Origin of the sequence: Bradyrhizobium sp. BRP20 (assembly GCF_020194215.1) — a bacterium.
Classification (GTDB): Bacteria; Pseudomonadota; Alphaproteobacteria; order Rhizobiales; family Xanthobacteraceae; genus Bradyrhizobium; species Bradyrhizobium yuanmingense.
On record NZ_JADYVY010000001.1, the window covers coordinates 840498 to 864055 of the forward strand.

The 23558-nt window shown below is 64.3% G+C and carries 19 protein-coding genes; 7 read left to right on the forward strand and 12 right to left on the reverse strand.

Features of this window, described 5'->3' with window-relative positions:
- Positions 1-14: 14 nt before the first annotated feature.
- Positions 15-1454, forward strand: a complete 1440-nt coding sequence (locus I6F33_RS04010) for a hypothetical protein (RefSeq protein ID WP_225112949.1) — start codon at positions 15-17, stop codon at positions 1452-1454.
- A 64-nt stretch (positions 1455-1518) separates the two neighbouring features.
- Here I6F33_RS04010 and I6F33_RS04015 read toward each other — a convergent pair whose 3' ends face one another.
- The 3 genes from I6F33_RS04015 to I6F33_RS04025 all read right to left on the reverse strand — a co-directional run bounded on the left by I6F33_RS04015 (position 1519) and on the right by I6F33_RS04025 (position 5676).
- Positions 1519-2514 carry a glycosyltransferase family 2 protein gene (locus I6F33_RS04015; protein WP_225141168.1) on the reverse strand — a complete coding sequence of 332 codons (996 nt, stop codon included), beginning with the start codon at positions 2512-2514 and terminating at the stop codon, positions 1519-1521.
- Positions 2515-2578: 64 nt separating this feature from the next.
- Entirely contained in the window at positions 2579-4141 is a 1563-nt protein-coding gene (locus I6F33_RS04020; RefSeq protein ID WP_225141170.1) for a hypothetical protein, read from the reverse strand.
- A gap of 44 nt (positions 4142-4185) precedes the next feature.
- Positions 4186-5676, reverse strand: a complete 1491-nt coding sequence (locus I6F33_RS04025) for a hypothetical protein (RefSeq protein WP_225141172.1) — start codon at positions 5674-5676, stop codon at positions 4186-4188.
- Between the two features lie 297 nt (positions 5677-5973).
- Between I6F33_RS04025 and I6F33_RS04030 the strand changes: the two genes are divergently transcribed.
- Both I6F33_RS04030 and I6F33_RS04035 read left to right on the forward strand, forming a co-directional pair.
- Positions 5974-6138, forward strand: coding sequence for a Flp family type IVb pilin (locus tag I6F33_RS04030; protein WP_128264172.1), 165 nt, complete (start codon positions 5974-5976; stop codon positions 6136-6138).
- 168 nt (positions 6139-6306) lie between these two features.
- Positions 6307-7536 (forward strand): glycosyltransferase family 87 protein, encoded by a 1230-nt coding sequence (locus I6F33_RS04035; protein ID WP_225141174.1) that lies wholly within the window; start codon positions 6307-6309, stop codon positions 7534-7536.
- Positions 7537-7590: 54 nt separating this feature from the next.
- On the opposite strand, the gene I6F33_RS04040 is transcribed toward I6F33_RS04035, so the two are convergent.
- The 4 genes from I6F33_RS04040 to I6F33_RS04055 all read right to left on the reverse strand — a co-directional run bounded on the left by I6F33_RS04040 (position 7591) and on the right by I6F33_RS04055 (position 12207).
- On the reverse strand, positions 7591-8823 hold the full coding sequence (locus I6F33_RS04040; RefSeq protein ID WP_225139259.1) for a glycosyltransferase family 87 protein: 1233 nt from the start codon (positions 8821-8823) through the stop codon (positions 7591-7593).
- Positions 8824-8897: 74 nt separating this feature from the next.
- Entirely contained in the window at positions 8898-10496 is a 1599-nt protein-coding gene (locus I6F33_RS04045; RefSeq protein ID WP_225141176.1) for a glycosyltransferase 87 family protein, read from the reverse strand.
- A gap of 313 nt (positions 10497-10809) precedes the next feature.
- Positions 10810-11229, reverse strand: coding sequence for a hypothetical protein (locus tag I6F33_RS04050; RefSeq protein WP_225141178.1), 420 nt, complete (start codon positions 11227-11229; stop codon positions 10810-10812).
- 252 nt (positions 11230-11481) lie between these two features.
- The gene (locus tag I6F33_RS04055; RefSeq protein ID WP_225141180.1) at positions 11482-12207 is read right to left on the reverse strand and encodes a hypothetical protein; all 726 of its coding nucleotides are present in this window, start codon (positions 12205-12207) and stop codon (positions 11482-11484) included.
- Positions 12208-12645: 438 nt separating this feature from the next.
- Between I6F33_RS04055 and I6F33_RS04060 the strand changes: the two genes are divergently transcribed.
- Positions 12646-13326, forward strand: coding sequence for a TetR/AcrR family transcriptional regulator (locus I6F33_RS04060; RefSeq protein ID WP_057028549.1), 681 nt, complete (start codon positions 12646-12648; stop codon positions 13324-13326).
- 33 nt (positions 13327-13359) lie between these two features.
- Here I6F33_RS04060 and I6F33_RS04065 read toward each other — a convergent pair whose 3' ends face one another.
- From I6F33_RS04065 to I6F33_RS04075, 3 genes are all read right to left on the reverse strand, one after another.
- Positions 13360-14271 carry a DMT family transporter gene (locus tag I6F33_RS04065; RefSeq protein ID WP_035998642.1) on the reverse strand — a complete coding sequence of 304 codons (912 nt, stop codon included), beginning with the start codon at positions 14269-14271 and terminating at the stop codon, positions 13360-13362.
- Between the two features lie 231 nt (positions 14272-14502).
- Entirely contained in the window at positions 14503-15939 is a 1437-nt protein-coding gene (pyk, locus tag I6F33_RS04070) for a pyruvate kinase (protein WP_036021924.1), read from the reverse strand.
- Positions 15936-16517, reverse strand: coding sequence for a DUF1036 domain-containing protein (locus I6F33_RS04075; protein WP_035998649.1), 582 nt, complete (start codon positions 16515-16517; stop codon positions 15936-15938). The genes pyk and I6F33_RS04075 overlap by 4 nt, the downstream gene beginning before the upstream one ends.
- Before the next feature lie 153 nt (positions 16518-16670).
- Between I6F33_RS04075 and I6F33_RS04080 the strand changes: the two genes are divergently transcribed.
- The 3 genes from I6F33_RS04080 (at position 16671) to I6F33_RS04090 (ending at position 19297) form a co-directional block, all read left to right on the forward strand.
- A complete protein-coding gene (locus I6F33_RS04080; RefSeq protein ID WP_035998652.1) occupies positions 16671-16976 on the forward strand; it encodes a DUF1244 domain-containing protein in 306 nt (101 codons plus the stop codon).
- A 195-nt stretch (positions 16977-17171) separates the two neighbouring features.
- Positions 17172-17444: a DUF2312 domain-containing protein gene (locus I6F33_RS04085; protein WP_018641571.1), complete on the forward strand. Its 273-nt coding sequence runs from the start codon at positions 17172-17174 to the stop codon at positions 17442-17444.
- 86 nt (positions 17445-17530) lie between these two features.
- On the forward strand, positions 17531-19297 hold the full coding sequence (locus I6F33_RS04090; RefSeq protein WP_035998656.1) for an adenylate/guanylate cyclase domain-containing protein: 1767 nt from the start codon (positions 17531-17533) through the stop codon (positions 19295-19297).
- Between the two features lie 49 nt (positions 19298-19346).
- Here I6F33_RS04090 and I6F33_RS04095 read toward each other — a convergent pair whose 3' ends face one another.
- Entirely contained in the window at positions 19347-20966 is a 1620-nt protein-coding gene (locus tag I6F33_RS04095; protein ID WP_225141182.1) for a DUF882 domain-containing protein, read from the reverse strand.
- Positions 20967-21238: 272 nt separating this feature from the next.
- Positions 21239-23407 carry a murein L,D-transpeptidase gene (locus I6F33_RS04100; protein WP_225141184.1) on the reverse strand — a complete coding sequence of 723 codons (2169 nt, stop codon included), beginning with the start codon at positions 23405-23407 and terminating at the stop codon, positions 21239-21241.
- Positions 23408-23558 lie beyond the last annotated feature (151 nt).

Genomic DNA, 23558 nt, shown 5'->3' on the forward strand with positions numbered 1-23558 from the left:
TAGCTTGGCCCGCCATGACTGATCAGGTCGTCTCCAGCGCGGTTCAACCGTTTTCGGCGCGTGCAGTGCTCCCTTGGGCTGTGGGGCTCGCCGTCTACGCTGTGTTGCTGGCTGTCGGCCCGAAGCTGCTCGGAGATCCCGACAGCTATTCTCACGTCGAGCTCGGGCGCTGGATCATGGCGCATGGGACCCTGCCGACGAGCGATCCATTTTCGTTTTCGAAGCATGGCGCGCCCTGGATCACGTTCGAATGGCTGTCGGAAGTCATCTATGCCGGAGCCTACGTCCTGTCAGGCTGGTCCGGCGTCGTCGTCGTCGCGGCCGCGGCGATCGCACTCGCCTTTGGTCTGCTCACATACTTCCTGCTGCGCGAGCTGTCGCCGACCCAGACGCTGATCATGGTGATCGCGGCCGTCATCCTGACGGCGCCGCACATGCTGGCGCGGCCACACGTGCTCGTGATGCCCATCATGGTGATCTGGGCGGCTGCCCTGGTGCGTTGCATGGATCATGGCAGGCCGCCACCATACTGGGCCCTGCCGCTGCTGGTCGTGTGGGGCAATCTGCACGGCAGCGGAGTGCTGGCGCTTGGCTTGATTGGACCCGTGGTGCTCGAGGCGCTGCTGCGCGAGGAGCGAAGCCAATGGCCACGCGTGCTGCTGCGCTGGGTGCCATTCACACTGCTTGCCGTCGCCGCATCCTGCCTGACGCCGCATGGGCCGGAACCGCTGTTGATGCCCATCACGACGCTCGGCCTCGGTCCCGCGCTCGCCTGGATCGCGGAATGGCGGCCGCAGGATTTCAGCCGCATCGGCGGCTTCGAGCTGCTGTTGCTGGGGGGCATCTTCGCGCTCTCGCGCGGCGTCACGCTGCCGGTCGTGCGGACCCTGGTGGTGATCGGCTTGCTCCATTTCGCGCTGGCGCAGATGCGCAATGCGGATCTGCTGGCCATGCTGGCGCCGCTCTACCTCGCGGCCCCGCTGGCCCGGAGGTTCGGCGGGCCGAGCGGGAACGAGACCGACCGCTCCTCGCGTGGCTTGAACCTGGCGGCATTCGGCATCTTGGCCGGGATGAGTGGATTGGCGCTGGCGCGCGACATCCGGCCGGCTCCCCTCATCACCCCCGAGGCGGCGGTCGCCCGTGCCGACCTCGCCAAGGCGGGGCCGCTGCTCAACGATTATTCCTTCGGCGGCTATTTGGTCTTTGCCGGCATTCCAACCTTCATCGACGGCCGCGCGGAACTGTTCGGCGGACCGTTCATCGACCGCTACAATCGCGCCCTGGCGCTGATTGACCTCGGAGATTTTCTCAAGCTGCTCGACGACTACAAGATCCGCGCGACGCTGCTCGCACCGAATACGCCCGCCACAGCGATGCTTGATCGGTTGCCGCACTGGCAGCGCGTGTACAGCGACGATGTGGCGGTCGTCCACAAGCGTCGGGAGATGCAGTAAAGCCCGCTCGGCAGCAGCATCGAAGACCAGGTGTTGGCCTCACGTCCGAGATGATTGCGGCGGATCACTCGTTGATTGCGTGCTTGGCGGGTACGGTCGCCGCCTCGTTGCGATCGAAGCCGGCTCGCTTCTGGACCACGTACAGTGGACGGCGCTTTACTTCGGCATGGATGCGGCCGACGTAAAGACCCACGATCCCCGTCATCAGCATGTTCATTCCACACAAGAGCGAGAGGAGGACAATGGTCGAGGACCAGCCGGTCACGAGATGAGTGTCGTTGCTCAGCCACATCACGACGACCCAGCCGCCGTAGAGCAGTGCGAATGCCGAGACGGTCAATCCGCACCAGATCGCCAGGCGCAAGGGCAGATCGGAAAAGCCGAGCGCGGCGTTCACCGCTAGGCGGATCATCTTGAACAGGGGGTACTTGGTCTCGCCCGCGGCGCGCTCGAGACGATGGAAGGTGACCTCGGCCTGGCGGAAGCCGAGCCAGGCGATCATGCCGCGTACGAAGCGATCCTGCTCCGGCATCTGCCTGAGCGCGTCCAGCACCTTGCGATCGATCAGGCGGAAGTCACCGACGTCGGCGGGGATGCCGACGGAGGACATCTTGCCGAGCAGCCGGTAGAACAGGTGTGCGGTCGCGCGCTTGAATCGGCTTTCGCCCTCGCGCGACAAGCGGCGGGCGTGGACGACGTCGTTGCCTTCCTGCCATTTTGCGATCAATTGCTCGATCACTTCGGGCGGATCCTGCAAATCGGCGTCCATGACGATGATCGCGTCACCCTGCGCGGCGTCCATGCCGGCGGTGATGGCGACTTGATGGCCGAAATTCCGCGACAGGCCGATATAGCGAAAGCGGGCGTCGCGCACGGCGAGTGCCTGCAGCACGATCGAGCTGGAATCGCTGCTACCGTCGTCGACGAAAATCGCCTCTGCCGGCCCGTCGAGCCGGGACAGCAGCAAGTCGAGCCGGCGTAACAATATCGGCAGTACGGCTTCCTCGTTGAAGACGGGAATGACGAGGCTGTAGCGGATCGGTCCGGAATTGGCCGCCATGCGAAGGAGTCCAGCTGGGTTGCAGGGGCGGAAGTCTATGGGCAGGTGGTTAAGGTCGCCTTTCTCAGGACTTGCGGCGAATCCTGTAGAGCACGAACCGATCCGAGGTCTCCAATAGTTCCAGCAGATCCGGCAGCGGGTTTGCGGCCCGCGGTCCCAGCACATAGAGGTAGTCGAAATCCCGGTGCCAGGTGCGGACAAAGCGCGGCGAGTCCGCCGGCGGGTGGCCCGCTGCTATCGCGGTGAGCAGGCCTGAGGACACCAGTCCGCCATCCGGAGTGGCAAGATGGCGCACGGCCTCGACGGCCCGAACAGGCTGCTTGCCCGCCTCCGTGAAGAGATTGGGCACGAACGCATTGGCATAGTGCACCGCCAGCGTTGGCGCATAATACATCGGATACGCCGTGAGATCGGCGAAGGGCGGGTCGCCAGCTTCGTCCGCATTGCTGACGAGGACGCGCGAGCCACGTTCGACCTTGCGGAACGACTCGACAATGGCCGCGTAGTCAGTGCGGTAGGGCAGCCATACCGTGAAGACAACGGCGAGATTGATCAGCGTGATGCCGCTGATCGCAGCGAGTGCAGCCATCCGCCAAGCCCGGCTTGGCAGCGACAGCGAGCAGAACGCCGGCAGGATCAGCGCCGCAGCAGGAAACACGCGGAGGTCGGCGAAAGAGGTCCCGAACAGCCTCGAGGGAATGGCCACGTACAGGAGCGCAAGACCGAGCGCGATCCAAATCCCGGCGGGCTCGAGCCTGAGCAAGCCGCGCCTTGCGGCGAACAGCAACGCGGTCATGAGGGTCAGCCCGGTCACCGCCGCGGCCGTCAGATTGTAGCCGTTCATGATGCGGAGCGGCCAGACCGGCTTGAATGCGAGGAACCAATCGTTGCCTTGGCTTCCGATCGCGCCTGCCGTGACATGCATGATCGCAAGCAGCGCAAGCGCCGGTAGGGCCAGCGCGCCAAGCCGCGCGGCCGCGACGGGATAAGCGACCCGCCCTTGGCGGATGCGCGACAGCTCGAAAAGGCCGAGCGTTGCGCCATAGATGCCGAGCGAAAAGAAATGCGCCACATAGAGCGCGGCGACGAAGATCAGATTGGCCATGAAGCGCAGCGGCCAGGGGCCTTCGGCCAGCATCAGATAGACGGCGATGCCCCAGAGCGCGAGGCCGAGCCCGAACTCGAAGTTCACGAAACCCCAGCTGAACGGCAGGCAATAGAGGAAAGCGAGCGCGGCGAAACCGGCGAGATGGATGCGTCCCTTCCGGACCCATTCGAGCAGAAGCGCACCGGTGACGATCAGGCATTGGCTCAGCAACAGAAACAGCCGCGTCGCGTTCTCGACGCTCGTCAGCCGCGCCAGCTGCGGGACCAGCAGGTCCATTCCGAGGTTGGGATAGAAGGCCCACCTCACCTCGTAATACGGATTTGCACCCGCGGTGCCGTTCTGGCTCAGAACAGACATGCGGGCGAGGTGATTGGGATAATCGACCATCGCCGGAATGGGCGTCAGCAGCACCGGAACAAACGAGACCACAGCCAGCATCGCAAGCACGATCATCGCCACGGCTCGGTCCGGGGCGGAACGCGCCGGATCTGTCAGGATCGGGTTGCTGGAAGGAACCATCTGATGAAGTCGCTGAGGCCGAAGACGCGCGCTGGAGCGGGTCGTCACTTCGAAGGCGCCGCGGTCGCGCCGTCTGCGGCGTCGCGCACGTGGATCACGGCGATGTCGTCCGCATAGATCCGCTTCCAGCCCTTGAGCTGGTCGAGGATCTGCGGGCCCGGCGCATCCGCGCCCAGCAGTGTCGCGTCGATCTTGTGCTCGTCGAGCAGGCGCGGCAGCAGCTCGGGCTTCTTGCCCTCGGTCGCCTTGAAGAAGTCCATGATGAATTTCTCGCCGTAGAGCTCGGCGCGGCCATCGACGAAAACAGGGATATCGCGCGATATCAGATAGCCGCCGAACTGGTAGGCGTTGAAGACGCGCTGCACCTTGCGTTGCTCGAGCAGGTCGACCGCGGCAACCGGCGTCTGCGTCATCGTGAAGGTGAAGCGGTGGTGCCCCAGATAGAGCGAGGTCGAGGTCCAGCTTGCCGCCACGATCATCAGCGCGCCGAGCGCCGTGACATAGCGGCCCGGCCAGCTGTCGGCACCGGCGGGCTCAAGCGCCGGCTGCGGGAACATCTCGCCGAGCGGCTTTGCCAGCACCAGCGGCACCAGGAATGCAAATGCGTCGATGCTCCTGACGTGGCTCAGCGCGCTCCAGGTCAGGAACAGGATCAGGAAGATCCGGGGTGCCGACAGCACCAGGCCGCGATAATAACCGAATGCGATCAGGGCGAGCAGGGCGCCTTCGAACGGGGTGAACGTGGCGAAGTTCGCCGGCATCCATTCGACGATCAGCGTCAGCAGCTCGCCGAGGCTGAGGATGTTGGTCGCGCCCTGCAGCGTTCGCCAGCCGTACGGCGTGCAGCAGCTCGCGATCAGCGCCCCGATTCCGAACAGCACCCAGCGCATGAACAGGGCAAGCCGCCGTCCCTTCCCGGCATGCTCGACCGCTTCGAGCGAGATCGGGCCGATCAGCGCGAGCCCGAGCACGAAGCCGCCGTGCAGGTTCGCCCACAGCGCCATCAGCGGCAGCCAGGTCCAGGACGGCGCGCTCCGGCGGCTCGCAGCCGCCATCAGCAAGCCGACCCACGCCACCATCACCGGCAGCGCCAGGATATGCGGCCGCGCCAGCACGTGATGGATCGACAGCAGCAGCGCCAACATCGCGAACAGCACCGCGCGCGGGGCTCCGATATACGCCTCCAGCAGATGGACGAAGATCGCGACGGTGAGCGCGACGGCGGCCGCGGTGAGGATGACGGGGCCTGCCCAGCCCCAGTGCGCATGCGAGAAGGCGAACGCGACCTGCGACAGCCAGGACGTCGAGATCCACGGCGCGCCCGTCCGCGTGAAGGAATAGAAGTCGATCATTGGCATGGCGCGGTGATCGAGGATCCATTGCCCGATCTTGATCTGCCAGAACGAGTCGGAATCCTGAAGCAGCGTGTCGCCCAGGAACAGGAAGAACAGATAGGCGCCGGCGCCGACGCACAACGGCGCCAGAGCGCGCGCGCGGCCCTGCACCGCGATGCTGTTGGCGAAGGAAAGGGACATGCCGCCTCGTCGTCCTGGTTGTTCTTGCCGGCCCGAGCGGGCGGCATTGGACCACGCGGGTCATAACTTCGGGTAAACCGGCCGCGCCAGGCCGGCGTCAGATGCTTACAATTTAACGGATTGTTTCGAACTTGGATTTACCATGGGCCGATACACGCAATCCGCTCGGTGTTTACGCAGCCGAATTAACTGCGGTGCAATTCTTTGCCTCTACGTTCCGTTGCCATGGTCGGGCGGCGCTGGGAAGCCGAAGAGACCAGATCAGTTGTAGCCTCGTGTACTCATTTGGAGCACTCTATGAAGAACCTCGTTGCGCGTTTCATGAAGGATGAATCCGGCGCCACCGCCATTGAATACGGCCTGATCGCTGCCGGCATCGCGCTGGCGATCATCACCGTCGTCAACAACCTCGGCACCACGCTGAACGCCAAGTTCAGCTCGATCTCGACCAGCCTCAAGTAAGGCTGGACGACCAGCGGAATAGCGAGGAGCCCCGTCATCGACGGGGCTCTTTTGCTTTGCCCGGGAATTCGGCGCGGGGCGTTCGACGATCGGGCTTAAGCCTCCTTCAAGTCACTCGGGTGTATGGCTTGGACGCATCCGTCTCACATGATCGCGTAAGGAAGCCGCATGGCCGAAGCCTCCTCCGTTCCGCCTGCAATCGGCCGTCACGGTGCGGTCCCAGCGATCCTCGTCAACATCTCCTTCGTGCTGGCGATCGTCACGCTGGCGTATTTTCCGACGGCCTATCTCGCCCATCTCTGGATCTTTGACGCCGACGGGCGCGGCATCCCCACTGATTTCGTCAACGTCTGGGCGGCCGGAAGACTGGCGCTCGAGGGGCATCCCGCGCAGGCCTGGGATTGGGACATTCAGAAGCAGGTCGAGCTTGCGCTTCTCAAGCAGGATTTTGTCGGCCATTTCGCCTGGCATTATCCGCCGCCCTTCCTGTTCGTCGCGTCCTTCCTCGCGCAATTTCCCTATGCGGTGGCGTTCATCGGCTGGGCCGCGTTCAGCATGGTGCCCTATCTCGCCGTGATGCGCGCCATCATCGGGCGCAACGCGGGCTTGGTAATTGCGGTTGGATTTCCGGCCGCCTTCCTCAACATCCTGGTCGGGCAGAACGGTTTCCTCACGGCCTCGCTGATCGGCGGCATGCTCTATCTGTTGCCGACGCGGCCGGTGCTGGCTGGAATCTGCCTCGGCCTTCTCAGCTACAAGCCGCAATACGGATTGTTGTTTCCGCTTGTCCTGCTCGCCGCCGCCGAATGGACCGTGCTGTTCAGCGCCGCGATCGTCACCGTTGCGATCGCTGCACTATCCTGGTTCGCCTTCGGCACCGAAAGCTGGCAGGCGTTCTTCCACTGGATTCCGATGTTCTCCCAGGCCTTCCTGACCGAGGGCAGGGCGCCCTGGTTCAAGATGCAGAGCATCTTCGCGCTGGTGCGCTATCTCGGCGGCACCGAGCAGCTCGCATGGATCTTCCAGTGGGTGTTGACCACAGCTGTTGCCGTGGCGCTGGTCGTGGTGTGGCGGAGCCGGCTGCCCTATGCCCTCAAGGCGGCGATGCTCGCGACCGCGGCGCTGCTGACGACGCCCTATCTCTTCATGTACGATCTGGTCGTGCTGGGCATCGCCGTGGCCTTCCTCATCCGAGCCGGTCTCGACGAAGGTTTCGCACGCCACGAGGTGATGGCGCTGGCGCTCGTCTTCGCGCTGCTTGCGAGCTTCCTGTTTCTCGGGCAGCCGGTCGGCTTCCCGGCGATCCTGATCGTGTTCGGGCTGATCCTCGGACGCTGCGCAGCCTGGCGGAGTGCCGAGACCGCATCAACGCAGGTCGCTCTCACACGAACGAGCTGAGAAGCTCGGTCGGGCACAGGCACTGGTCAGACGTCAGATGGGAAATGTCGCCACTCAAGCTAAAGCTGGCGATGCCACTGACGAGGCCTGCTTTGTTTTGCCATTGGACAACCGCCATAGGAGACGCGCGGCGAACAAGGGGAGGATCAGTAAAGCAATCGGTATTTGCGCGAAGCCGAATGGGAACATCAGAATAGGCAACGCCCATAACGCAAGCGAAAGAATTTGATCCACGAACGTTTCGTTTCCGCGCTGACGCAGGAGCGCGACAATCCATCCGAATACGACCATGTCGTAGTTCATGATCCAGGGCGAAAACAAGAAGGTGGCGGTAACGAAGAGCGCTAGTGAGAGGACCGGATCGCGCTTGCGCCAGAATGTCCAAACCACTGCACCGACGGCGCATACCGACGCCGCTCCTTGCACTACCCAGGCCAAATCAGCCGGAAGACCCGCAAGGCGGGCGTTGATCAAGGCTGAGGCAACGATCGGCCAGCCCATGATACCTGCCACGTCGAGCAGTTCGTGCTGTTGCGGCAAAACTTTATGCCAATATGCGATCCAGATTTCTGGCCCAAACCATGCTGCAGTCGCGGCGACAAGCGACACCGTCATGACGACGGCTGAACCAATGACTCGCCAGTGCCCTCCCAGCACCAGCACGATCGGAAGCAGGAGACCGAGTTGCGGCTTGATAGTCAGCATACCAAACAAAATTCCAGCGAGTATCGGCCGCCGCTCGAGGTTTGCCAGACCGCCGATCAAGAGCGCAGCGGTCAAGAAGCCATTTTGGCCGAGGAATACGTTAACCGTGACGGCAGGTGCGACGGCCAGAAACACCCAGTATTTTCGTTCGACACCACATGATGTTGCCGCCCAAACATACAGGGCGAGCCCGGTGACGCACCACACAATGTACGACGGCAGAAAACCGAGCAAACCAAAGGGCCAAATGACGAACAGAAGATGCGGCGGATACGACCAATACAGAGGTGCCAAATCGGGAATGCCGGTCACCTTCGCTATCGCAGCCATGTAGGCGCTGGAATCAAACCAGTCCGCAGGGCCGCCGGAAAAAGCCGATCGGCCGCCTATCCAAGTGTTCAGAAAATCTCGACCAACCGGAAAGCCGCCTGGGTCAAGTACGAACGATGGGAACGACTGGGATGCTGCCAGTTGGAAGTCAAATATGACAACCGCCAGCAGAATGGCCGCAGCGACCACGGTGAGGGACGCGTAGATCCTTACTGATGCTGGATTGCCTGTGCCAAGCTTGCCATGACTCATTGTACGCTCAAAGGGTAAGGCCTCTGTTCGAGAGGCGCGATGGTTCTCAAGTTTGAGTTCCGCGCGGACGGCGACTAATGCGCAGTCCGCGCGATCAGCGGGCAACTTTCGATCACCGTGCCGGGGCGGGCGCCCTCGATGGTGGCGCAGGGCCGGGAGCGATCGATGGTGAGTTCGTAGCGATCCAGCAGCGCGCTGCGGTCCGGTTCGCCGCGCATGTGCAATTCGCGGATGCCGCCGGGCAGCGGCGCCTTCAGCCCGGCGCGAATGCGCTGGTCGAAGATGCCGCCGGGGACGATCGGCACGGCGATATCGGCGAGCAGGTAGAAGCGCGACTCGGAGGGCAGCTGCGGCGCGATATAGGCGAGCGGCTTGCCGAGAATGAAGTAGGTCGCGGGCTGATCGAGCTCGTGGGCGATCTTCGGCCGGTAGACGTCGGACCAGGGGCGGTGCCACCAATCCGCCGGCTGCGACCACGCGGCGATCGCGACTGCGACCGTCAACGTCAGCGCGGCGAGCGGACGAGGGGACGCCGTCAGCCATGTCGGCCCCACGCTCCCGGCGAGGCGCGCGAGCAACAGAACGATCAGCGGGCCGCACAAGAGCTCCAGAACCACCGCATAGCGCTGGATCGAGAACAAGCCGAGCCATGCGAGGTAAGAGGCCGCAAACAGCACCACCAGCTGCACGTCACCCCGGGTGAGGATCGCGCGCTTGCGCCTCGCGCGGACCCACAGGCCGAGCACGAGCAGGACCGTCACCACCGCGAAGCGCGCGTCGCGGAACGGATGCTCCGCGCCTCGGTGGTCGCCGATCAGCCAGTAGAAGGGGTAGGCCAGTGCGTCGAGCACGCCATGAGGCATGAACTGCGCGTCCATCAGGTTGACGCCGGCCACCTCGCTCGACTGGAACAGTGCATTGAACAGCGGGAAGATGGGATTGCCGGTGTCGCGCCACGTGATCAGGCACCATACCCCGCCGGTGAGCGCCGCGCCGGCCATTCCGCCGATGCCAAGAAGCGTGATCGCCCGCAGCGGACGCGCGGAGACGATCAGCGCCGCGGCAGCGCCGATCGCGTAGACGACATTGGTCAGCTTCAGCCCGACGGCGGCACCGATCAGCAATCCCGCGAGCAGGACGCAGATCGCCGGTCGGCGATCCGCCACCAGGATCAGAAGGCAGCCGCCGATCACGGGCAAGGCCAGCAGCACGTCGGAAAAGCTCGTGCCGACTTCCGAGAGCGTCATCGGACCCGAGGCAGCGATGACGACCACTGCTGCGACCGACGCGATGGTTGCGGCCTGGCGCAGCACCAGACGTGCGAACAGGCAGATCAGCGCGAGGTTGAGGCCGTGAATGGCGCCGATGATCATCAGCCCATAGGGCGCCGGCAGCACATGGCGGAGATAGTAGACCGGAAAATAGACGAGCGGATTGAAGTAGGTCTGAAAGCCCGGCGGGACCACATCGACGCCATAGCGGCCGTTGAGAACGGCCCAGACATTGTATTCGTGGTAGTTCTGCCAATCCCAGTTGACGTCTTCGCCCATCGCCAGGGTGTAGAGCGCGCCCGCCAGCATCACGCAGACGACAACGGCGATGGCTGCAAGCGCATTGCCGCGCTGCTTCGCCCCCCACGATCGCCGCAGCCTGTCGGCCGCGGGCAGGGACATGACCTCTCGCAGATCGGAGGAAATGGCCGCGCGTTCCAGCATCAAGGCGCCATCGGCGCCGGGAACATCACGAGCAGAGCCGGGTCGCTGAACCGCAGAAAGCCCGCTCGTGAAATGCATTGCCGAATTCCAATTTACAACCGTATGACTATGGATAGCCAGTTAAAGTTGTATGAATCAATGCGGGAACTTTGCGTGATTGCACGTCAAAGTCGCGAGTAGTCGAGGGCTCGAATCGGTCCTCCGGGTCGACCTGCAGCGTTTAGGGCCTGATGCCCATGCGCTCGCGCTCATCGTTCCAGAATTTCTCTTCTCAACTCTGATACTCTGCCTCGCTCATCGGAAATCCGGCCAAATGCCAATGACCGCCATCGTCCGCGTACACGACGACAAAATAATCCCTCTCCAGCTCGGACTTGGTACGCGGCACCGGAATTAGGGAATGGGTTTGATCAGTTACTCCGAACGTCGCGTCGAAGACCGAGTCGACCGATGCATTTCCGCTCTGGACTTCGAGAACCCTGAGGCTGACCGCGAGACGCTCCCTGAGAGAATCGTTCCCACGGCCTCCCGGTGGAATCCGCCCACCCAGGCCGGCCGCAGTCCCCAGTAGCCGCACTCTCGCCAGCAGTACTTCCTTGGCCGTCGTGGGTAATGTTGACGTGCGAATATCGCTCGGAGGCTTATCGAGAAAGTACATAACGGGCAGCTCGGATCCGGCTGTGAGCAGCATCTTTCGTTCTCCTCTCCAAGATGAGCTTGCCGGGACCAAATGTGCCGCGAATCGGACTTGGAGGGTTTGGTTCTTGGTCGGCTGCTCGGCCGAAAAGATGGCTGTGGGCAACGCCAGAACGAGAATGGCGCAGCTTGCTCCGCGTGCAGCGAGTTTGCGTCTCATGACGACGCACCATCAACGTTCATGTCGTCGGCACGGTCGCCCAGTCTTTCGTTTTCTTTGATTGTTGCTGCCGTGGAGAGGCGTCTCTTACCGCTGCGACTCTCTATGGAATTCCATCATTGTTCGAGGCGGGACTTCTTGACATTGCACGACAGTGCGAGGTCGCGCTGCATCGCCATCGATGCCTTCAATCGTGATGGTCTGGCGGCTTCTGCTCCATACGACCCGGCGGGGGACCTCGAAATTCATCGAGAGCGTGACGTCATCCTGGCCGGCATCGGTGACTTCACCGCGAAACCCTCTTCCCTCCTTGCCACGCTCGAAGAGTGCTTGTTTCGAAGCTGCATCCATCGTGAAGTACACAGCGCCCGTGTGTTCACAGCGTACAGAGATCGGATTCAGAATGGGATCGCGAACCCCTAAGCTCAAAATGCTTCTCGGGGGCGTGACAGTGCACGGATGGGTTAATGTCGGCCGAAAGGTGGGGTCGTCGAGTCCCGGCCAAGTCATCGTCTTCTTGTTGCTATCAAAGATCAGGCCGATCCGACCTGGACGAACGCGCAGCATGAATTCGATCTTTCCATCGTTTTTGGAAATGATTTCTCCAGAACGTGTAGTGATGCCGAAATTTGTTTCGAGGTCTATCGGCGGCGTCTCAAACACGACAGCTTTGGCATCGACGTCGAACGTCGCGAAGTAGAGGCGGGCGGGAATGCCGCCTTCACACCGCACCGAAAATAATTCACCGGCTGCCGCGCGGTCTGGCGTCGGCATCAGAAAGAGAATGAGCGCGAGGCCCAAGAGCCGCTTCATGACGCACGCTCCGTTCGTCCATGAGACTGTCCACCGCAGCTTGAGAGAGCGCCGAGTCTTTCGAGGCTTCGAAAACTGCCTGGCAGTGAAGATCGATGCCATCAGCACACTGCACCAGGCGCGCGTCAACGTCTGGCTGCGAACAGGATAAATGAACCTATAAGTATATGATCGTAGCGCAATCCAGCCGGAACACTCACAGGCGAAACACCGACCACTGAATTCACATTGTGCGATCCAAGCCCTCCAAGAATACTCGTTCAGTCTCTCGACCGGTTCGTTTGACGCCCCCGTCCGCCCACCATGACGCCCCACGCATTTGCATCTTGTCATTCACCCTGAATAGTTGTTCAGTCCTTGCGGGGCGATTTGCATCTAGTGCGTGAGAAGCGTTCGGCCGCAGGGCGTGCGGCCGGCGTGTGGGACAGGAAGCGCGCCATGGTTTATCGGCGGACGCATCAAGTGGTGAAGCGCCTTGCGGCGCGGCGCAGCGCCATACTGGCGGCGGCGCGGGAGGCGGCGGCGGAAGGCGGGATGGCGGCGGTGCAGATCGCGCCGGTCGCGGTACGGGCCAATGTCGCGGCCGGCACCGTCTATCGCTATTTCCCCTCCAAGGCCGAGCTGATCTCCGAGCTCATTGCCGAGGTCTCCCGCGACGAGCTCGCGGCGATCCGAAGAGCGGCAGATGCCGCGCCGGGGCCGTCCTCGGCGCTGGCGGCCGCGGTCACCACCGTGGCGGTGCATACGCTGTCGCAGCGCAGGCTGGCTTGGGGCATCCTGGCCGAGCCGGTCGATGTCGATGTCAGCGCCTCGCGCCTTGCCAGCCGGCGCGAGATCGCCGGCGAGATCGCCTCCCGGATCGACGCCGCCGTGCGTGCCGGCCATCTGCCGGCGCAGGACACCGCGCTTGCGGCCACCGCCTTGCTCGGCGCGCTGCATGAGGCGCTCGTCGGCCCGCTCGCGCCCGACAATCTCGATGATCCCGTCAAGATGCGCGATGCGGTGCAGACCGTGACCCTGCTGGCGCTGCGCGCCGTCGGCGTCATGGACGCTCGTGCCCGCGGCCTCGTGGTGCAGCAGACGCTGCTGCCGACGACCAAGGCGCTGGTCGGCGCCTGAGCCGACCGCCACCGGGATCGCCCGGGCCCGCTGTTATCCTGCTACATCAGCATTTTCCCGGCCGGACTGATCAACCCCGGTGGGACGCTTCAGAAGAATGAGCCCGGCGGTCACAATGAGGACGGCTCCGGCGATCGTGGAGCCTTGCGGGATATCCTTGAAGACAAGATAGCCGATGGCTGTGGAACCGAGCAGTTCGAGATAGACCAGCGGCGATAGGGTGGACGCTTCGGCGAAGCGAAATGCCGCGATGGACAGGACATGACTGACAGCAGAGAGCGCACCCAAAGCCAGAAAGAACATGACAGCGTCCCAAGCCGGTGTGGTCCAGGTCAAGATGGCTTGTGGCGTCAGGAGCACCATGCCGACGACACACTGGAAGGCGAGCGTCTTGACGGGATCGCTGACCAGAGAAGCCTGCCGCGTTGCGATCAGATAGAGCGCGAACGTTAGCCCGGCGCCGAGCGCCAGCAGGATGCCGGGCTCGATGTCGCCGTCCGGGCGCAGAATGACGATGGCGCCGGTGAAGCCCAGCGCCAGGCTCGCGATCTTTCGTTGCGTCAAACGCTCCTTCAGGACCATGGCGGCGAGCGCGACCGCGATGACCGGCCCCACGAAATAGGCGCTGACGGCTGTAGCCAGCGGAACGGTCGCGATGGACAGGAAGTAAAGCGTCATCCCGGTGACGAGGAACACCGTCCGCAGCATATGGGAGGCGCGCCGTTCGGCGGGAAAGATCTCTCCTTTGTACCTGATCGCGGCCACCGGAAGGACGACGGCGCTTGCCACGGCGTAGCGCGCCCAGGCGATGAAGAGCGGCGAATAGTCGGCGCTCAGATATTTGGCGATCCCATCGACCAGCGGGATCGAAAGCATCGCGGCCGCCATGAGCACGATGCCCAGCGTCGGGCGGGCGCGGGCTTCGGATTCTACGGTGGTGGCCATATAACCGGTTCCTAGCGATAGCGGCCTGGTGCAGCAGACGCTGCTGCCTGCGAACACGGCGCTGGTCGGGACCTGAAGAAATCGCGCCGCGAGCCAAAAGGCGACCTGATCGCGCTCAGGCCATTGCCCGAGCGTGTCTTTTCGCAAAACCCCGGCAAGACCGGCCAGAGTGGCCGGCTACTGTGCATGGGGTTGTTTTTCGACTTTTTGTTTGGCCGCCCTCGGCGGGCCTCACATGTTGGCGTCGCCCTCGGGGCCGACCGAGGCGATGCGCACCATGTTGGTGGTGCCGGGGATGCCGAGCGGCACGCCGGCGACGATGATGACGCGCTGGCCGGCGCGGACGAAACCGTCGCGGAAGGCGATCTGGCCGGCGCGGCTCACCATGTCGTCCTGGTCGCGCGCGTCCTCCGCCACCACGCAATGCACGCCCCAGGCGACCGCGAGCCGGCGGCCGGCGGTGATGTTCGGCGTGATCGCCACGATCGGCGGCTTCGGCCGCTCGCGCGCCACGCGCACGGCGGTCGAGCCCGATGAGGTCCAGCAGATCAAGGCCGGCAGGTCGAGCGTCTCGGCGATCTGCCGCGCGGCGTCGGCGATGGCATCGCCCGCGGTGGATTCCGGCGCCGGACGTTGGGCCATGATCACCGAACGGTAGGTCGGATCGCGCTCGACCTCCTCGCCGATGCGGTTCATGGTCGAGACCGCCTCGACCGGGAATTTGCCGGCCGCCGATTCCGCCGACAGCATGATGGCGTCGGCGCCCTCATAGACCGCGGTGGCGACGTCGGAGACTTCGGCGCGGGTCGGCACCGGCGACTGGATCATCGATTCCAGCATCTGGGTCGCGATCACCACCGGCTTGCCGGCGCGGCGCGCCATCCGCGTCATCTGCTTCTGCAGGCTCGGCACCCGCTCCAGCGGCAGCTCGACGCCGAGGTCGCCGCGCGCCACCATCAGCGCATCGGAAGCCTCGATGATGTCGGCGAGGCGGTCGATTGCCTGCGGCTTCTCGATCTTGGCCATCACGGCGGCCCGGCCGCGGATCATCTTCTTGGCCTCGATGACGTCGTCGGCGCGCTGCACGAAGGACAGCGCGATCCAGTCGACGCCGGTGACGAGGGCGGCCTCGAGGTCGGCGCGGTCCTTGGGCGTCATCGCCGAGACCGGCAGGTCGGTGTCGGGCAGGCTGACGCCCTTGCGGTCGCTCATCTTGCCGCCGACCACGACACGCGTCACCGCATGCTCCTTCGAGGTCTCCTCCGCGATCAGCCGCACCTTGCCGTCGTCGAGCAGCAGCGCATGGCCGGGCCTGAGCGCCGCCAGGATCTCCGGATGCGGGAGCTGGACGCGCGTGGCATCGCCGGGCGTCTTGTCGGAATCCAGCGTGAAGGTCTGTCCGTTCTGGAGCTGGATCGCCCCTTCGGCAAAGGAGCCCAGTCTCAGCTTCGGGCCCTGCAGGTCGACCAGGATGCCGATCGGCCGGCCGTAGCTGCTCTCGACGTTGCGGATCGTCGCCACCAGCTCCCGCATCTTGTCATGCGGGGTGTGGCTCATGTTGATGCGGAACAGGTCGGCGCCGGCCTCGAACAGGCGACGGATCATCGCGAGGTCTGAAGAGGCTGGTCCCAGGGTCGCGAGAATCTTGATACGGCGAAGGCGCCTCATGGCTTATTTCCAGACGGGGGTGGCAGGCCGGGCGAGCCCGGGGGCGTAGCACCGGGCGGGCTATTGGGCAAACCCGGAACGCCGCCCGGGCCCACCGGGCCGGGCAGGCCAGGCACGCGCTGCTGCGCCGGCTGTTCGTTGGCGTCGGTCAGCTGCACCGTCCAGGCGCGCTGCTCGCCGGTGTCGACCTCGAAATAGCCGGTGCGGTCATAACCGCGGGCCAGGCAATCCTCGGTGCCGCGGATGGTGAACTCCTTGTCGCGGGAGCACATGAAGGCTTGGCCCGACCATTCGCCGCCGCGGTCGTAGTCGATGGCGTAGATGTAGTAGTACCGGGCGACCAGCGTGCCGCGCAGCAGCGTCTCGCAGGAACGGGACGAGATGTTCCACCAGCCCTCGGTGGTCCAGCCCTCGGCGTCCTTGTAGCCGAGCGCGATCCCGACCCGGCTCGACGTGTTGTTGCAGAGGCGGAAATCGGCGGAGGCCGGGCCGGCGTAGAGGCACGCCAGGGCGACCACCAGCACCGGGACCAACCGGGCGAGCAGGTAAAGCGGGGAGCGGGGAGATTCGGCAGTCATTGTCGCGGAAGCTATACCAGATCATTGACGATTTGGCGTTGGGCCGGGGGCAGCCGGGCAGTGGCCCCTTTGCGCCGCGATATGGCAAAATCTGTGACAAGACCCACCTGATCCCGTAACCCTGCCCCGGAACGGACCTTGAGGAAGACAGCCATGGCAATCGACGACAAAACCAGAACGGAGCTCGAGGCGGCCGCTTTTCGGCGCTTGGTCGAGCATCTGCGGAGCCGCACCGACGTCCAGAACATCGACCTGATGAATCTGGCCGGCTTCTGCCGCAATTGCCTGTCCAACTGGCTCAAGGACGCCGCGGACGCCCAGGGCGTCGCCTTGAGCAAGGACGAGAGCCGGGAGGCCGTCTACGGCATGCCCTATGAGACCTGGAAGGCGAAGCACCAGGGCACGGCCACGCCCGAGCAGCTCGAGGCGATGAAGAAGGTCCATCCCCACGGGCATTGAACGGCCCATCGCCGAGCCCTGAGTCGCACCACACAACAGCTTTCTGTGCGTCGGCGCAGGAAGGTGTGGGCGCGCTGTGGACGAGCGTGATGCTTGCTTGAACGCTGGGAGCGCCGACCCTAAGGGTCTACCCAGCACGCGCGGTGAGGGATGCCGGCGTCACCTCGTTTTGCCAGTTCCATTGGGAGTACCAAGATGGCCACCTCCGCCGCCGTCCGCGACGACGAGCCCGCGACGAAATTCGCCAAGGACCAGCTCAAATCCATCATCGAGCGCATCGAGCGGCTGGAGGAAGAGAAGAAGGCGATCTCCGACGACATCCGCGACGTCTATGCCGAAAGCAAGGGCAACGGCTACGACGTCAAGGCGCTGCGCACCATCGTGCGCCTGCGCAAGCAGGACCCCAACGAGCGCGCCGAGGCAGAGACCATCCTCGAGACCTACATGCAGGCGCTGGGGATGCTCTGAGGCCCCCCGCCCGGTCGGCGTTGCAGCGCACCAAGCTTGGGCAAAATCTCGGCATCTGCTAGGTTGCTCGGTGAAGGGACCGAGCGATGGATGTGCCGGGACCAGAGCGCAGGCTTGCCGCGGTTCTCGCTGCCGACATGGTCGGCTTCAGCCGGCTGATGGAGGTCGACGAGGCCGGCACTCTTGCGCGCCTCAAGACCCATCGTGTCGAGCTCATCGATCCTGCCATTGCCAAGAATCGCGGCCGTATCATCAAGACGACCGGCGACGGCATGCTCGCGGAATTCCACAGCGTCGTCGATGCCGTGCTATGTGCGGCCGAGGTTCAGCGCCGCATGGCGCGGCGCAATGCCGACGTCCCGCCGCCGCGGTGGATCCAATTCCGCATCGGCATCAATCTCGGCGACGTCATCGTCGATCAGAACGACATATTCGGCGATGGCGTCAACGTCGCGGCGCGGCTGGAGACGCTGGCCGAGCCCGGAGGAATCTGCGTCTCCGGCGCGGTGCGCGATCAGGTCGGCGACCGGCTCGACGGCGTTCAGTTCGACGATCTCGGTGAACAGAGCGTCAAGAACATCGCTCGTCCAATCCGCATCTTCCGCATTCGGCTGGCGGAGGGGCCCGCAAGCCTGCCTGACGGGTCCAATCGTGCTCTGACGCCGCCGGGTGTTTCGAAGAAGCCGTCCATCGCCGTGCTGCCGTTCGCCAATATGAGCGGCGATCCGGAGCAGGAGTTCTTCGCTGACGGTCTCACCGAGGACATCATCACCGAGCTTTCGCGCTTCCACGACCTGCTCGTCATCTCCCGCAACTCGACGTTCGTCTACAAGGGAAAGGCCGTAAAGGTCCAGGACATCGGCCGTGAGTTCGGAGTCGACTATGTCATCGAGGGCAGCGTTCGCAAGGCCGGCGAGCGCGTCCGCGTCACCGTGCAGCTGATCGATGCAGAGACCGACCGCCATATCTGGGCGGAACGCTACGACCGCGAGCTCCGGGATATCTTCGCCATCCAGGACGAGATGACCCGCGCGATCGTGGCGACGTTGCCGGGTCGGGTAGAAGCCGCAACGCACGACCGCACCAAGCGCAAGCCGACCGACAACATGCCCGCTTACGAATGCGTGTTGGCTGCGAAGCTCCTGCATCATCGGTCAACCCGCGACGACAACGCTCAGGCGCAGACGCTGCTCAACCGCGCGTTGGCGATGGATCCGAACTATGCCCACGCTCATGCCTGGAAGGCATGCGTGCTCGGTCAGTGCTGGATCTATGGCTGGTGCGCCGACCGCGAGGCGACCTTCGAGCAGGTTGCTTCGGAGCTGGAAATTGCGTTGGCGCTCGACGACAACGACGCGGACGTGCACCGAATTCTCGCCGCGCTCAATCTGACGCGACACGACTACGAAAAGGCCACCTATCACCAGGAGCGTGCACTCGCCCTCAATCCGAACTACGACCTCGTCGTCGTGCAACAGGGAGAGCTTCTGACCTGGCTGGGCCTGCCGGAGGAAGGCATCGACTGGATCAGGAAAGCGATGCGTCTCAACCCCTATCATCCCGAGCGCTTCTGGAGCCATCTGGGCCGCGCCTATTATTGCGCGGAGAAATACGCCGAGGCCGCCGAGGCGTTTTCAAGGATCACGCGCCCCGACTATACCCATCATGCGTTCCTGGCGGCGACATTCGCGCAGATGAAGAACGCGATCGCGGCCGGCGCTCACGCCGCCGAGGTCTTGAAGCGCGAACCGGGATTCTCGGTGGCAGCTTATCTTGCGACGCTGCACTACAAGCGCGAGCCCGACCGGCAGCGTCACGAGGCCGGCCTCATCGCGGCCGGCTTGCCGGCTTGATCGACCCCGGGCAAGGACGAACAGAGAGAGCTTTGCTGGCACAGAGGACTCAGTGCAGCGCGGCGGTGCGCACGACGAACGACGTCGTCTCGAGCTTTGCGGTCGCGCTGCCCGAGAAATTGTCGCAGGACAGGCCCTGCATCGGGTCGTCGGAGAAGCCCATCGCGATCACCGAGCGCGGCTTGACGAAATAGCCGCGCAGCGCCGCGGTATCGAGCTCGCCCATCAGCGTCACCGACATCGCATGGCTGGCGCTCGGCGACAGCATCACGATCTTGAGCCAGATGCTCTCGCCCTTGGCCGCAGACAGGCGGGTCGCGGTTGCGACCCTGCCGTCGACGCTCTTGCCGACCACGCTGTTGATCTCCGGCGCCTGAGCCACGCTACGGGGGCGGGTGGTGCGCGGGATCGGCGCCGAGGCCGCGACGACATTGCCGCGGTCGACCGGGGACGCCGCCGGCGCGTAAGCCAGGGCTTGCAGGGCCGCGTTGGACACGCTCGCGGTCGGTTGCGGATCGGTGGCCGCGGCCAGCGCCTGGCGCGCCTTCAGCGCGGCGACCTGCGCCGGCGTCGCCTGCTGCGGCGTGGCCGGAACGTCATCCCAGAAGCCGCGCGCATTGATGATGTCGGCCGGGGTCTCCGGCTTTCCGTCAACAGGCTTGCCGGAAGCGGGCTTGTCAGCCACGGGCGCGGGCTTCGGCTTGGGCGGCGCGACGATCTGCGCATCGGCCGACGCGAGCTGGATCGCGGCGGCGATCTGCGGCTTGGCGCGCGGCGTCGGCACCGGCTCGGCGGGCTTGGCGGCGGCTGCGACGACGGTCGGTGCCGCCGGCTTCGCGGCCGGGCTGGGCGCGCCCTCGTCATCCTCGTCGCTGGCGGCCGGAGCTGCCGGCTTGCTCCTGAACAAGGCTGCGAAGAAATTCGGCTTGCTGCCGGCATCATCGCCGCTGCCGCGCCGCTCGATCTCGGCCTTGGCGAGCTCATAGTTCTTCAGCGGCACCCCATCGGTCGGCAGATGCACCGTCTTGCCGTCCGGGAACACGCGGGCGAGCTGGTCATGCGTCATGCGCGGCCAGTGCCGAACGCTGCCGGTGTCGAGGTGCACGAAAGGCGAGCCGGAGGTGGGATAGAAGCCGACGCCGCCGCGCTGCAGACGCAGGCCGGCGAAGCGGATCTGCTCCAGCGGCACGCCGGGGATGTAGAAGTCTATCGCATGTCCCAGCATGTGCTGGCTGGCGCGCGCCACGCCGGAGGAGCGGCGGCGGAGCATGGCGTTGGTGGCGGGGGAGCGATAGGAGGAGATGATCTGAATCGGCTGCTTGCCGTCGACGTCCCGATAGACTTCCCAGAGGATGTCGAACAGGCGACGGTCCATGACCGTCTGTTCCTGGGTACGCCAGTCGCGCAGGAAGTGGTTGAGCTGCTTCAGCGCCGCCTCGTCGTAGCGCCCGTCGCGCTTGAAGGTGACGGTGAGGTCTTCGCCGGAATGGGTGTGGTGGAACGAGAGCGTCTTGGTCTCGTTCAGAGCGGCGGCGTCATGAACCGAACCGGCGGCCGCAAGCAGCAATGCAGCCGCAAGGCCGATCCGGGATCCGGCCTTCACGCCCGCATGGGACAACGACAGCACAACGAATTGGCGTGCGAGACCAGTCAGCACGTATGAGCCCACCCAGTCGACGAGCGTTCAAATGGACTCTCCCGCCAACCCCGTTAGCAGCGCGAAAGAGGATGAACGCTTTCTTAAAGCGAGAAGGTTAATTTGAGGTTGACCTTCTCGCCCCCAAACCAAGTCAGATTACGATCCTAAGCGGTTGACTGTGGCAAAAAAACGCCCGCCGCCCCATCGCAGGTCGCAGCATGGTTAACGTCAACGACCCCATCCTGGGGACGGGGTCGCTGATTTCCTTGCAGAATTTCAGGAAAACGAGTGCGGGACGGGCGTCAGCGGGTAAACACCCGCTGCTGTTGCGGACGGCGGCCGACCGGTGCCGGCGGCACGGCCTGGGTGGGCGCCCCGAACAGCCGCTCGAAGAAGTTCGGCCCGGACGAGCCGAAGCCGCTGCCGTTGTTGGCCACGGCCACTCCGGAGGGCAGCGTCGTTGCCGGACGCGAATAGCTCGGCTGGGAATGCGCCACGACGGCCTCGAGGTCCTTGCCGCGGTTGTTCTTCAGGACGTTGATCATGGCCGCGTCGCGGCCATAGACGTCCTTGCGGAACTGCAGCTTGCCGGCCTCATCCACGAACGCGGTCTGATAGGTGATGTTGACCGGGATTGGGGTCGGGAATTTCAGGTCGATCTCGCTTTTGCCGTACATGCTGCGGATGCGCTCCGGCGTGTACTTCTCGTTCGGCATGACGATGTTGAGCAGAACGGAGGCGTATTGATCCGGATTCTGCACGCGCATGCAGCCATGGCTGAAGGCGCGCTCTTCCTTGGCGAACAAATGCTTGTCCGGCGTGTCGTGTTGATAGACGAGGAACTTGTTCGGGAAGTTGAAGCGGATGCGGCCGAGCGCGTTGGCTTCGCCCGGCGGCTGCGAAATGTGCACCGAGCCGTCGCGGTTTTGCTCAAGCCTCAGGCCCATGCGTTGAAGCACGGTCGGGTCCTGCTGCAATGCCGGCAGGTACTCGTTGTAAACGATGGATGGCGGCACATTCCAGGTCGGGTTCACCGTGATGTACTTCATCGTCTCGGTGAGGAGCGGGGTGGCTTGCTTGCCCGGCTTGCCGGTGACGACGCGTGTGGTCCAGACCTGCTGGCCGCGTTGCATCACTTTCAAAGTGAAATCGGGAATGTTGAGGATGACATAGGCATCACCCAGCGACGGCGCGCCGAGCTCGCGCGGCAGCCAGCGCCAGCGTTCCATGTTCACCAGCACCACGTCGATCTGCCTGTCGCGCTTGGGGGTGTTGAGCGCCTTGACCGTCTTGTCGTCGAGGATGCCGGTCGCCTTCAACTCGGCGCCGGTCTGGAACTTGCGCACGGCTTCGGCGACCGCAGCGTCGTAGCGGGTGTCGCTGACATTCTCGGCGAGGCCGAGCTTGGCGCGCAGTTGCGGCACGCGCGGATCTTCCACGACGATCTCAGCCTGCTTCTTGCCGGCAGGGGTGTATTTCAGCGCAGGGCCGTCGGCGATCTCGATCACCGGACCGCTGCCCTGGCCGCGCAGCTCGGCGAGCTTGGCCTTCAGCTCCTTGTAGAGCTTGTGCGGCGGGTTGTAACTCTCGAGCGCCGCGGAGGCGTCCGCCGCCGTCGTGACCTTGGCGAGCACTTCGCCGGGATCGACCGGATGCTCGGGATAGAGAATGTCGCCGCCGGCCTGCGACCAATGCATGCGGCCGCTCTGGGCGTGGCGGGCATAGTCGAACATGCTGGCGGTGAGCTTGAGCTCGGCATCAGCCAGCGCATCGGGGGTCGTGGCGGCGAAATCCGGCACCGGATAGTCGGCGGGATTGAGACCGTCGGACGCCGCGTCCTTGAGCCGTGCGATCACGCCCTTGGCCGCAGCAGTCAGGTTGCCGCCTTGCGTCCAGACCGGCGCGAAGTCGCGCGCGTCGTAGAACTTCTCAATCGCTGCACGCTCGTTCTTGCGGTCGAAATGGCGCGAGGTCTTAGCGCCGATGATGTCCTTGAGCTTGTCCGCGACCGGTTGGTCGGCGGTGGGCACGTTGCTTGCGGCCTTCACCGGTTCGGCGGCCGGTGCTGCGGGAGCCGCCGGCGTGGCCGTTGCGGTGTCGGCCTTGGCCGGCTCGGTTTTCGCAGTCTCGCTCTTCGGCGCTTCCGGCGCGGGTGTGGTGGCAACGTCGGAGGGCTTGGTCTCCACCTTGTCCGCCGTGGGCGCGACGTTCACCTTGGCGGAATCCCTTGCGACGTCCTTCGTGGAATCCTGCACCGTGGCGGTGGTGTCGAGCTTGATGTCGGCTGCAGTCGGGGGCGGGACGTTTGCCGGTTCGGGGCGCGGGATCGCGGCTTCGATCGCGAGTTCCGCGGCGCTGCTGCGCGGCAGATCCTGCGCCAGGGCCGAGCTGGCCGACACCGTGAGGAAGGTCGCCGCGACCGTCATCAAGACACGGTCAAAGCCCACACGGTGGTTCAAACAGTCACGCATTGTGTCGCACCCCTCGGGTGAACTGTTCCTTCATGGAACAGCTCGTTATCGCTTATTGATGTTTCGGCTAAACCGCGCCGGCCTCTCGAAAGTTGCACGCCTGCACGCAACGATTCTGACGCAGACGATATACAGGCCCCGATTTTGCGGC